Source organism: Rahnella sp. 2050, assembly GCF_040544515.1.
In the GTDB taxonomy this organism is placed as follows: Bacteria; Pseudomonadota; Gammaproteobacteria; order Enterobacterales; family Enterobacteriaceae; genus Rahnella; species Rahnella aceris.
In genome coordinates this window covers 1,379,318-1,391,160 of the sequence record NZ_JBEPKE010000001.1, presented here as the reverse complement: position 1 = coordinate 1,391,160, position 11,843 = coordinate 1,379,318, and the positions used below count along the sequence as shown (strand labels likewise).

The 11,843-nt window shown below is 52.0% G+C and carries 11 protein-coding genes and 1 pseudogene; 4 read left to right on the top strand and 8 right to left on the bottom strand.

From position 1 onward, the window contains the following. Window positions 1–40: 40 nt before the first annotated feature. From crr to cysZ, 5 genes and pseudogenes are all read right to left on the bottom strand, one after another. On the bottom strand, window positions 41–550 hold the full coding sequence (gene crr / locus ABIC79_RS06155; protein ID WP_013574431.1) for a PTS glucose transporter subunit IIA: 510 nt from the start codon (window positions 548–550) through the stop codon (window positions 41–43). Continuing rightward, window positions 529–2,326, bottom strand: a pseudogene (gene ptsI, locus ABIC79_RS06150) (phosphoenolpyruvate-protein phosphotransferase PtsI). Before ptsI ends, crr begins: the two are co-directional and overlap by 22 nt. 50 nt (window positions 2,327–2,376) lie before the next feature. After that, window positions 2,377–2,634 carry a phosphocarrier protein Hpr gene (ptsH, locus tag ABIC79_RS06145; protein ID WP_013574433.1) on the bottom strand — a complete coding sequence of 86 codons (258 nt, stop codon included), beginning with the start codon at window positions 2,632–2,634 and terminating at the stop codon, window positions 2,377–2,379. A 403-nt stretch (window positions 2,635–3,037) separates the two neighbouring features. Beyond that, window positions 3,038–4,003: a cysteine synthase A gene (cysK, locus tag ABIC79_RS06140; protein WP_354566631.1), complete on the bottom strand. Its 966-nt coding sequence runs from the start codon at window positions 4,001–4,003 to the stop codon at window positions 3,038–3,040. A gap of 210 nt (window positions 4,004–4,213) precedes the next feature. Then, window positions 4,214–5,014, bottom strand: a complete 801-nt coding sequence (gene cysZ, locus ABIC79_RS06135; protein ID WP_015689492.1) for a sulfate transporter CysZ — start codon at window positions 5,012–5,014, stop codon at window positions 4,214–4,216. 223 nt (window positions 5,015–5,237) lie between these two features. Between cysZ and zipA the strand changes: the two genes are divergently transcribed. The 3 genes from zipA (at window position 5,238) to ABIC79_RS06120 (ending at window position 8,575) form a co-directional block, all read left to right on the top strand. Beyond that, window positions 5,238–6,236, top strand: a complete 999-nt coding sequence (zipA, locus tag ABIC79_RS06130; protein WP_013574437.1) for a cell division protein ZipA — start codon at window positions 5,238–5,240, stop codon at window positions 6,234–6,236. Between the two features lie 71 nt (window positions 6,237–6,307). Continuing rightward, on the top strand, window positions 6,308–8,329 hold the full coding sequence (gene ligA / locus ABIC79_RS06125) for an NAD-dependent DNA ligase LigA (RefSeq protein ID WP_015689494.1): 2,022 nt from the start codon (window positions 6,308–6,310) through the stop codon (window positions 8,327–8,329). 3 nt (window positions 8,330–8,332) lie between these two features. Continuing rightward, complete coding sequence (locus ABIC79_RS06120; RefSeq protein ID WP_013574439.1) at window positions 8,333–8,575, top strand: DUF3820 family protein; 243 nt, start codon at window positions 8,333–8,335, stop codon at window positions 8,573–8,575. Window positions 8,576–8,653: 78 nt separating this feature from the next. On the opposite strand, the gene ABIC79_RS06115 is transcribed toward ABIC79_RS06120, so the two are convergent. After that, window positions 8,654–9,643: a bile acid:sodium symporter family protein gene (locus tag ABIC79_RS06115; RefSeq protein WP_013574440.1), complete on the bottom strand. Its 990-nt coding sequence runs from the start codon at window positions 9,641–9,643 to the stop codon at window positions 8,654–8,656. Between the two features lie 98 nt (window positions 9,644–9,741). On the opposite strand from ABIC79_RS06115, the gene ABIC79_RS06110 reads away from it, so the two are divergent. Next, a complete protein-coding gene (locus ABIC79_RS06110) occupies window positions 9,742–10,668 on the top strand; it encodes a LysR family transcriptional regulator (RefSeq protein ID WP_112198400.1) in 927 nt (308 codons plus the stop codon). A 33-nt stretch (window positions 10,669–10,701) separates the two neighbouring features. On the opposite strand, the gene ABIC79_RS06105 is transcribed toward ABIC79_RS06110, so the two are convergent. Both ABIC79_RS06105 and ABIC79_RS06100 read right to left on the bottom strand, forming a co-directional pair. Next, window positions 10,702–11,043, bottom strand: coding sequence for a FlxA-like family protein (locus ABIC79_RS06105; RefSeq protein ID WP_013574442.1), 342 nt, complete (start codon window positions 11,041–11,043; stop codon window positions 10,702–10,704). Window positions 11,044–11,157: 114 nt separating this feature from the next. Further along, entirely contained in the window at window positions 11,158–11,709 is a 552-nt protein-coding gene (locus ABIC79_RS06100; RefSeq protein ID WP_015689495.1) for a nucleotidyltransferase family protein, read from the bottom strand. Window positions 11,710–11,843 lie beyond the last annotated feature (134 nt).

Sequence of the window (11,843 nt, the reverse complement as noted above, 5' to 3'; positions counted from 1 at the left end):
CGCTGATTAGGCGCCGTTTTTTTACTTCTCGCTGAGCAAATTACTTCCTGATGCGGATGATTGGGGTTTCGCCCACAGTCACGCTACCAGTCAGTTTAATCAGCTCTTTGATCTCGTCCATGTTAGAGATGACAACCGGAGTCAAAGTAGACTTCGCTTTCTCTTCCAGCAGAGCCAGATCAAACTCGATAACCAAATCGCCTTTCTTAACACGTTGACCTTCTTCAGCGATGCGTTTGAAGCCTTCGCCTTTCAGTTCAACGGTGTCGATACCGAAGTGCACGAACAACTCAATGCCACTGTCGGATTCGATTGAGAAAGCATGGTTAGTTTCGAAGATTTTACCGATAGTGCCGTCAACCGGAGCAACCATTTTGTTGCCAGATGGTTTGATAGCAATACCGTCACCAACGATTTTCTCAGCGAAAACAACGTCTGGCACATCTTCAATGTTGACAATTTCACCAGAGATTGGCGCTACGATTTCAATAGTGCCAACGTCTTTTTTATCATCAGAAACCAATGATTTCAGTTTATCGAACAAACCCATGATCTTCTCCTAAGCATTAATTTGGGCAGCTTTACCAGCATCGCGCAATTAGCAGAGTGTTTTTTCTTCAATGAACTTGTTAACCAGGTTCATCAACTCTTGCGCCGTAGGTTGGGCCAGGGCCTGGTCTGCCAGCGCTTTCACATCTTCGAAGTTTGTATTGCGAATAATTTTCTTGATGCGTGGGATAGAGATAGCGCTCATGCTGAACTCATCTAACCCCATGCCCAATAGAAGAAGTGTAGCACGTTCGTCACCGGCTAGCTCGCCGCACATCCCTGTCCATTTACCGGCAGCATGAGATGCGTCAATAACTTGTTTAATTAAACCAAGTACAGACGGAGACATTGGGTTGTACAGATGAGAAATCAGCTCGTTACCGCGATCCACCGCCAAAGTATACTGGGTAAGATCGTTTGTACCAATACTGAAGAAATCGACTTCTTTCGCCAGGTGATGCGCAATCACAGCCGCTGCGGGTGTTTCCACCATCACGCCGACTTCGATAGTCTCATCGAATGCCTGGCCTTTTTCACGAAGCTGCACTTTCAGCATTTCGAGTTCTGCTTTCAGTTCACGCACTTCTTCAACCGAAATGATCATCGGGAACATGATGCGCAGTTTACCGAACGCAGAAGCACGCAGAATACCTTTCAGCTGATCGTGAAGAATTTCTTTGCGATCCAGACAGATACGGATTGCGCGCCAGCCCAGGAACGGGTTTTCTTCTTTCGGCAGGTTCATGTACGGCAGGTCTTTGTCACCGCCGATGTCCATGGTGCGTACGATAACCGCCTGTGACCCCATCGCTTCAGCAACGGCTTTATACGCCTGGAATTGCTCTTCTTCGGTAGGCAGACTGTCACGATCCATGAACAGGAATTCTGTACGATACAGGCCGACACCTTCAGCGCCATTGCGCTCTGCACCGGCGACGTCGCGCACGGTACCGATGTTGGCACAAACTTCAACCTGATGACCATCAAGCGTGATAGCCGGCAAGTCTTTCAGTTTAGTCAGTTCGTCTTTTTCAGTGATGTACTGGTTCTGAACGGCTTTCAGCTCGTCAATAACGTCTGCTGTCGGGTTGACATAGATTTTATTGTTAACAGCATCGAGGATCAGATAGTCATCATTTTTAACTTGTTTGGTCACATCGCTGGTACCCACGATAGCAGGCAGTTCCAGGGAGCGGGCCATGATTGAGGTGTGGGAAGTACGACCACCCAAATCAGTGATAAAGCCCAGAACCTTGTTCAGGTTCAGCTGCGCTGTTTCTGATGGCGTCAGATCGGTCGCAACCAGGATAACTTCGTCCTGGATGGAGCTCAGATCAACGATGGTCATGTTCAGAATGTTGCGCAGCAGGCGTTTACCGATGTCACGCACGTCAGCCGCACGTTCTTTCAGGTATTCGTCATCAAGCTCTTCCAGGGCTTTCGCCTGGCCTTCAATGACAGAGAAAGCTGCAGCGTCAGCAGAAGCGTGCTCGTCTTTGATGAGGGCTATGATTTCCTGTTCAAGCTCTTCGTCTTCCAACAACATGATGTGGCCTTCGAAGATGGCTTCTTTCTCTTCACCGAAGGTCTCACCGGCTTTGGTCTTGATCACTTCCAGTTGAGCAGACGCTTTCGCACGGCCCGTCAGGAAACGTTCAACTTCCTGATCAACGTGATCTGGAGAGATTTTTTTCCGGTTGATGACAATTTCATCTTCTTTCAACAGAAGTGCTTTGCCGAAAGCGATACCGGGAGATACTAAAATGCCTGAAATCATAACCCTACCTTTCTCTTGACTGGTTTAAACTTTATAAGAGCGGCTGTGTATTACTCGAGCTCTGCCATCAGTTTTACCAAGTGTTCAACGGCTTTCTGCTCGTCTTCACCTTCAGCTGAGAGGGTCACAACGGTACCTTGGGTCAGGCCCAGAGTTTGCAGTTTGAAAAGGCTTTTAGCACTGGCGCTTTTACCGTTTGAAGTCACGGTGATGTCAGAAGCGAAACCTTTAGCTTCTTTCACGAACTGTGCAGCAGGGCGAGTGTGCAGACCATTAGGAGCGGTAATAGTAACTTCTTGCTGGAACATTGTTGTTTCCCCAACTTATTAAAGTAATGTTGTGGAGCTAAAGTTTAGCTTATGGCCTTCACTTTAGCCTGTAGAGATTCGCGCCTGACTATGGTTCAGGGGCAGGTTCAGATGCAACAGAAAAGAGAAAATAACGCACTCAGCGATAAAACTCTTTGCCCTGGATCCAGGCTTTTTCTGTTATTCCTCCATTATGCCGTCTTTTCCCCTCGTGTAACAAATCAGTAAATCGATTCAGCGGGGAAGACTCGTGGAAGCGATTAATTTCGAGCATCGAAATAATTGTCCGGTTAAATACTAAACCTGGCGGGTAAAATCAATGACGAAGTGGTGTAAAGTTTGACGCAGGCCACAAAAAAGCACCCCTCGAGGTGCTTTTTTGGCCGCTTTTAAGGATGTGGCATTATTGTTGCAATTCTTTTTCAGTGAATAAATCTGCAAACAATGTGGTACTCAGATAGCGTTCACCGGAAGAAGGCAGAATAACCACAATCGTTTTATCTGCAAACTCCGGTTCTTTGGATAATTTCACCGCAGCTTCAACCGCCGCACCGGAAGAAATCCCGGCCAGAATGCCTTCTTCTTCCATCAGACGGCGTGCCATCTGAATGGATTCGTCGTTGGTGATTAGCGTGACACGATCCAGCAATGCCAGATCCAGGTTACCCGGAATAAAGCCTGCGCCGATACCCTGGATTTTATGCGGGCCCGGCTTCACTTCTTCACCGTTGAGCGTCTGGGTGATAACCGGGGAGTCTGTTGGCTCAACGGCCACCAGTTTCACGCTGCTTTTTTTACTTTTCAGATAACGGCCCGTTCCGGTGATAGTCCCGCCGGTACCCACGCCTGCAATCAGCACATCCACTGCGCCATCGGTATCTTCCCAGATTTCCGGGCCGGTGGTTTGCTCGTGGATAGCCGGGTTGGCCGGGTTGCTGAACTGCTGAAGAATAAGATAGCGCTGCGGATCACTGGCCTGAATTTCTTCGGCTTTGGCAATCGCCCCTTTCATACCTTTGGCGCCTTCGGTTAACACCAGATTGGCGCCGAGCGCTTTGAGCAGCTTACGGCGTTCAACGCTCATGGTTTCCGGCATAGTCAGTGTCAGCTTGTAACCGCGCGCAGCAGCCACATAGGCCAGTGCGATACCCGTGTTACCGCTGGTAGGTTCAACCAGTTCGATATCTTTGGTCAGAATGCCTTTCTTTTCAGCATCCCAGATCATGTTGGCACCGATACGGCATTTTACGCTGAAGCTCGGGTTACGTGACTCGACCTTAGCCAGAATTCGACCATTACCGATACGGTTCAGGCGAACCAGTGGCGTGTGGCCAATTGTTAATGAATTGTCTTCATAGATCTTGCTCATAACCCGTCCTTTAACTGTATGAAATATTCACGGTGTGAAGCTTTCAACACTATGAAATTAGTGGGAATCAGGAAAGCATACGCGAACCGCTTTCCCAGTGAAGTAAGGTTTTGGTATTTGCTATATCGATACGTTATTAAGAAATAAGTTTGAGGGAGAAAAGTCAAGCATAGCAGGCAGCCGCCCGCAGGCGGCTGTGAATAAAAAACGTTATTTGCGGCTGGAATTCACGTCGATACTATTGTTATAAACATCGCTTTTAACGTAAATATTGCGATAACGATCACACCACATGGCCGTCGCGCCGCACACGGCAACCGGCAGGATCACCAGATTCAGCAACGGGATCATCGTAAACAGGCTGACCAGCGAACCAAACTGCATGTTGTCGATTTTGTTGCTGCCGAGCGAACGGCGCATATCGGCAAAGCTGACTTTGTGGTTATCGAACGGATAATCGCAATATTGAATGACGACCATCCACGCGCTGAAGAAGAACCACAGCACCGGGGCCACGGTCTGGCCGATCACCGGAATAAAGTACAGCGCGAACAGCAGCAGGGCGCGCGGCAGGTAATACGCCAGTTTCTGCCATTCACGTTTCATGATACGCGGTAAATCTTTCATGATGTCCCAGATGCCGGTATCAGGCAGCGTTTTCCCTGTCAGGCGCGCTTCGAGTTGTTCGGCGAGCAATCCGCTGAAGGGGGCGGCTATCCAGTTGGCGAGGGTGCTGAAGAGATAGCTGAACACCAGCACGACAGAAAGCACCGCGACCGGCCAGATCAGATAATCCAGCCAGCTGAGCCACGACGGCACCTTGCTCATCATCGCCGGGATCCATTCACCCAGTTTGGTGAACAGCCACCAGAATGCGCCGCCCATCAACAGCACGTTGACGGCAAGGGGTAAAATCACAAAACGTCGTATCCCCGGCAAGGAAATGAGCGCCCAGCCTTGTTTGAAATAATGCACACCATTTTGTTGTCTGGTGCTGTGCGAGGAGGTCATAAACGAAATTTTCTCTCTGAGTTGAATGACATGGGCTATCATATCGGTATGATTTTCCACTGGCTAGCGGTGGATTGGCTGAAAAAACAGCAAAAAAAGGTGCAACTGCCCTATTTATTAGCAGAAAGTAGAGTCGAGACTTGCACTTATCTACGTGGGCAAATAGAGTTAATCATGTGAATGTTTGCCGTGGTGGCAATGTATTAGAACAACAGAGATAGCAATGATGCAGGATTTGCGTCTGATATTAATCGTTGTTGGCGCGATCGCCATAATAGCGTTGTTGTTACACGGTTTGTGGACCAGCCGTAAAGAACGCTCTTCGCTTTTCCGCGATCGTCCAGCTAAACGTGTGAAAAAAGAACGGGAACAATCTCCGTCCGAAGATTTTGTCGATGGAGTGGGGGAAGTGCGCGTGCGTCCTGCTTATCCTCAGGATGAACCGACTTTAGGTCAGTATGACGAGCCCGAACAGACTGCACCGCCACGTCAGCCGCAGGTTTCCCCTGCGCAGCCAGCGCCAGCATCTGTTGCTCGTCCTCAGCAACCGGCTCAGCCGCAGCAACATGCTGTGCAGGATGATCCCTTGCTGAGTGGTTATTCAGCTGCTGAACCCGTCACTGCACCGCGTCGCGAACCTGCCGCAGATTTTGCGCATCAGGAATACACGCCTGAAGCTAAACCGCACACACCGGTTCCGCCGCAGGAAATTCATGCTGATGCCGCGCCTGCTGCGAAAGCAGAACCTCAGGCTGCACCTTTTGCTCCTGCAGAAGAAGCACCGGCTGAGAAAGCGAAACTGAAAGAGACGGTTCTGGTATTGCACGTTGCCGCGCATCAGGGCGGTGTCATCGGTGGTGAAGTGTTGCTCAACAGCGTGCTTCAGGCCGGTTTCCAGTTTGGTGCCATGAATATTTTCCATCGTCACGTCAGCCCTGCGGGCAGCGGTCCGGTGTTGTTCAGTCTGGCAAATATGGTCAAACCGGGTTCCTTCGACCCTGACAATATGTCTGACTTCTCCACCCCAGGCGTTACGTTGTTTATGATGGTACCTTGCTACGGTGATGCGCATCAGAACTTCAAACTGTTGCTGCAGTCCGCCCAGCGTATTGCCGATGATGTCGGTGCGATGGTGCTTGACGATGAGCGTCGTATGATTACGCCGCAGAAGCTCGAAACGTACAAAGCGCGGATCCGCGAGGTCCTCGAGGCGATCGCCTGAGTCCGGCGTTCGTGAAACACCCACTTCCCTGACCCCCGCTTGCCGGGGGTTTTTTATCTCCACGGTGAGTCATGGCCACTATCGAAGAACAAATCAGTCAATTACGCACTCAGTTGCGCCATCACGAATATCAGTATCACGTTCTGGATGCACCGGAAGTGCCAGATGCCGAGTATGACCGCTTAATGCGCGAATTGCGCGAGCTGGAAACCGCGCATCCTGAGCTGGTCACCGCGGATTCCCCGACGCAGCGCGTGGGGGCGGCACCGCTTTCTGCATTTGAACAGGTCAGGCATCGGGTACCGATGTTATCGCTGGACAACGTATTTGATGAAGAAAGCTATCTGGCATTTTATAAACGCGTGCAGGATCGCCTGAAAACCGCTGAAGCACTGACGTTCTGCTGCGAGCTGAAACTTGATGGTCTGGCGGTGAGCCTGTTGTATGAAAATGGCGAACTGGTGCAGGCTGCCACGCGTGGCGATGGCACGACCGGTGAGAACATCACCGCGAACGTACGCACCATCCGCGCGATCCCTCTGCGTCTGCATGGCGACAACATTCCTGAGCGCCTTGAAGTGCGTGGTGAGGTGTTTATGCCACAAGCGGGCTTTGAAGCGATGAACGACGAAGCGCGTCGTACGGGAGGGAAAGTGTTCGCTAACCCGCGTAATGCCGCCGCCGGTTCGTTACGTCAGCTCGATCCGCGTATCACCGCCAAACGTCCGCTGACCTTCTTCTGCTACGGCGTTGGCCTGCTGGAAGGGGGTGAACTGCCGCGCAGCCACTTCGCCCGCCTGCAACAGTTTAAAGCCTGGGGTTTACCGGTCAGTGATCGCGTCCGCCTGTGTACCGGCAGCGAAGAAGTGCTGGCGTTTTACCGTCAGGTTGAAGCCGACCGTCCGTCACTGGGCTTTGATATTGACGGCGTGGTAGTGAAAATTGACTCGCTGGATATTCAGGAAACGCTGGGCTTTGTGGCACGTGCGCCGCGCTGGGCAACAGCCTTCAAATTCCCGGCGCAGGAACAAATCACGCTGGTGAAAGACGTCGAGTTTCAGGTAGGGCGTACTGGTGCGATCACGCCGGTCGCACGTCTGGAGCCGGTTCTGGTCGCGGGCGTGATGGTCAGCAATGCCACGCTACATAACGCAGATGAAATCGAGCGCCTTGGGCTGCGTATCGGCGATACCGTGATTGTCCGTCGTGCCGGAGATGTTATCCCGCAGGTGGTGGGCGTGGTGCTGGATGAGCGTCCTGAAGATGCCCGCGAAGTGGTTTTCCCGACGCATTGCCCGGTCTGTCATTCTGATGTTGAACGTGTCGAAGGCGAAGCCGTGGCGCGTTGTACGGCGGGTCTGATTTGTGGTGCACAGCGTAAAGAAGCGCTGAAGCATTTCGTCTCCCGCCGGGCGCTGGACGTTGACGGCATGGGCGACAAAATCATCGATCAGTTGGTCGAGAAAGAATATGTCAAAACGCCGGCAGATCTGTTCCGTCTGACGGCGGGCAAACTTACCGGTCTGGACCGCATGGGACCGAAATCGGCGCAGAACGTGGTCAGTGCGCTGGAAAAAGCTAAAGAAACCACGCTGGCAAGATTCCTGTATGCGCTGGGCATTCGTGAAGTGGGCGAAGCCACGGCGGCTAACCTTGCCGCGCATTACGGCTCGGTTGAGGCGCTTAAAGCGGCAGATATTGAATCGCTGAAAGGCGTTCAGGATGTGGGTGATGTCGTGGCGAAACACGTGGTGAATTTCCTGTCGGAAGAACATAACCAGCAGGTCATCGACGAGTTGTTAAGCCCTGAAATCAATATTCACTGGCCGGAAGTGCAGGTCATTGTACCGGAAGAAATCGACAGTCCGTTTGCCGGCAAAACTGTGGTGCTGACCGGTTCGCTGTCGATTCTTTCCCGCGATGACGCCAAAGACCGTCTGACTGCGCTGGGCGCGAAAGTCTCCGGCAGCGTGTCGAAGAAAACCGATCTGGTGATTGCCGGTGAAGCGGCGGGTTCCAAGCTGGCGAAAGCACAGGAACTGGGCATTGAGGTGATCGACGAGGCGGAAATGATCCGTCTGCTGGGTGAATAAATCATGGAAAAAGAAGATCTGATCCAGATAGCCAATAGAGTGATGCCGTTCGGAAAATACGCCGGACGGGTGCTGATCGACTTGCCGGAAGAATATTTGCTGTGGTTCGCCCGCAAAGATGAATTTCCGCAAGGAAAACTGGGTGAACTGATGCAGCTGACGCTGACGATTAAAAGCGAAGGGCTGCAAAACCTGATCAATCCGCTGCGCCGCAATGGTCCGGGACTCGATGGCACCGACGAGTAAACGCTGTTGAGAACAGGTCAACTCATAAAACAAAGGCGCTGAATTCAGCGCCTTTTTTCTGCCTGCTATTTAGCCAGCTTATTCAGTAACAGGCGCGTGTTTCAGCGCCGCTTCCTGTTGTTTTTTCTGATAACGTTTTGCCAGCACCGCGCAGGTCATCAACTGTACCTGATGAAAAATCATCAGTGGCAGCACCATCATGCCAATCGCGCTGACCGGGAACAGAATGTTCGCCATCGGAATACCGTTCGCCAGGCTTTTCTTCGAGCCGCAGAACACGATGGTAATTTCATCGGGTTTGCTAAAGCCCATCCAGCGCGCCATATAGGTATTGATCACCAGGATAAAGGCCAGCAGCACCAGACTGAACACCACGATAAACAGCAGTGAACCGATGCCGACCTGATGCCAGATCCCCTGCGTCACGGCTTCGCTGAAAGCGGAATACACCACCAGCAAAATCGATGTCTGGTCGGTTTTGCCGATCATTTTACGGTGACGTTCGACAAAGCCGCCAATCAGCGGACGGAGTAAATGCCCGGCGACAAACGGCACCAGCAGTTGCAGAACAATATGCCAGACCTGTTCTAAACCATTCCCCGTTTCCCCCTGCACATGCATCAGCAGGCTGACCAGCAACGGCGAAACAAAAATCCCCAGCAGACTTGATGCGGAGGCGCTGCACACCGCTGCCGCTACGTTCCCGCCAGCCAGTGAGGTAAACGCAATCGCCGACTGTACCGTCGCAGGCAAAATACACAGATAGACAAAGCCGCTGTAAATTTGCGGACTGACGTCTACCGGATGCCACCACTGGAAAAGCAGCCCGAGGATCGGGAATAAAATGAAGGTACTGAACATCACCCACAAATGCAGACGCCAGTTATTGCTGCCCTGAAAAATAGCTTCGCGCGAGAGTTTTGCGCCATGCATGAAAAACAGCAGGCCGATGGCGAAAATGGTCAGATTATTGAAGAAAGCCACAAATATGCCGCTGGCCGGGAAGAACGTCGCCAGCAAAACCGTAGCGATGAGTGTCAGGGTAAAGCGATCGGGTAAGAAGCGCATAACAAGTCTCGGATTTGTTGTTTCTGAATGCGGCTATTCTGAGTCTTTGCGATACAATTAAAAAATTGATTTATTTAATCCATTAATGCAGAAAATTCATGAATTATTCGCTCAGGCAACTTCGCGTATTTGTGACCGTTTCACGCTACGGCAGCTTCAGCCGGGCTGGTGAGTCCATTGGTTTAAGCCAGTCGGCTGTCAGCCATAGTATGAAAGAGCTGGAAGCCGAAATGGGCGTGCGGTTGCTGGACCGCACAACGCGCGAAGTCGTGCTCACTGATGCCGGTCTGCGTCTGGCGAATCGTGTCGAGCCGTTGCTCGACGAACTCCACGCCATGCTGCTCGACACCCGCAGCTTCGGCACGCAGCATAATGGTCGGGTGCGTATTGCCTCTAGCCAGACGATTTCGGCGCAACTGATGCCGCAATGTATCTCCAGCGGCGAGCGGCAGTATCCGGACATTCGTATTTTGTTGCGCGATCAGGCGCAGCAACTGGTGCTTAACAGCGTCAGAAATGCGGAAGTGGATTTCGGTATTGTGATTGATCCGGGTGAAAACACAGATCTGGACTGCGAGCCGATTCTGCATGAGCCGTTTTTGCTGATGTGCCGTGAGGATCATCCGCTGGCGGCGCTGCCGGAGGTTGAATGGCAGGCACTGAACGGCCAAAAACTGGTGCTGCAGGATTACGCATCAGGAAGCCGGATCCTGATCGACGGCGCACTGAAAGCGCAGAAAGTGAAAGCGGAGATTACTCAGGAAATCGGCCATCCAGCCACGTTATTCCCGATGGTGGAAGCCGGAATTGGTATCAGTGTTATCCCGGCGCTGGCGTTGCCCATGCCGGAAGGGAGCCGTCTGGTGGTCAGAAGCCTGGTGCCGGAAATCAACCGGGTGCTGATGCTGGTCAGACGTAAAAACCGGTCGTTATCACCCGCTGCACAGGCCATCTGGCAGGTGGTGAAAGAGCAGGCGAATTTATTGCGGGAAAAACGCAGCCAGCAGGGAATGTACAACCACTGATACCTTGCCGGCTGTTTCAGGCTTTGACCGGGGTTATACGTAGATATCGACTGCGTTGGTTTCTGAAGGCTTATTCACGCCTTCGTCTTTCTTCATTTCAGCGTCAGCTTGTTGTTGCTGCTGTTGCTGAAGTGCTTTCTGAGCCTGCTGCTGTTGAATCTGCGCGATCTGCTGTTGCAGCATTTCGATTTGCTGCTGCAGGAGTTCTTGCTGTTGCTTAACTTCGTCAGTATCGCCGCCTGAATTGCCCACGTTTTTGAGCTGCTCAGTCAGTTTGGTAATCTGCTTAGTCAGCTTTGCTATCTGGCTGGCACTGCCTGAGTCGCTGGTGGACGCAGAGCTTACCGAACTGCTGGTCGCGCTGATAGTCGTCATAAAAAGCCTCATTGAGTAAGAATAAAATTTTGCACGTAAAGGTGCTTAAGCTATATCGGCAAAAATCAGCGAGGCTTTACAGGCTTTGCCTATTCCTTACGGTATTTATGGCTTTCATTCGGTTAACGCTTTCACTCTGAGCTTCGGCCACCGGGTCAGCCAGCTTTTGCTGCTGATCCGCTCGGCAAAAACTGCGGGGATCGCATGCCGCGGGTTTGGCGTAATACTGAAAGCAAACAAAGCATCCAGTCCCAGCGGCGCATTCAGCTCAATTTGCCCGTCAGCATTCATTCTTGCGCCGATAGCGGTTTCCATTTCCACCCAGTAGCTCATCGCCTCGGCGCTGGAGGCATAGGGCGCATGGCCGTGGCGCTCATGCATGCGGGCCTGATTTTTCACAGACCAGGGAAGGTCGGGCGATTGCGCTTTCAGGCGATGTTCATAGCGCTGGTCAGCTTCCGGCGAGCAATCCAGCGGATTGAAATACACCACGTCGATATCATTGAGTGCTGTGGCCTGCGCATATCCGTGTAGCCGGTCCCAGACCAGATTGCGGACAAAGCCCGCCGCCAGCCAGGCATCGTTAAGATTTTGCGTGCGTGCCTGCGTCAGTGCCAGCAAATGAAGCGGTTCCTCTCTGAGCCAGGTGATGATTTGCTGTTCCATTGTTGCCACGTGATGTTCTCCTTTTATCCGACGTCAGCGTTCTGAGAAGCCAAAGTGTAGCGCCCTTTTGTGACGCTTATCCAACGCACCATTTCGGATATGCGGCTTACGGCGGCGCGCTAAAATGTAGCAAG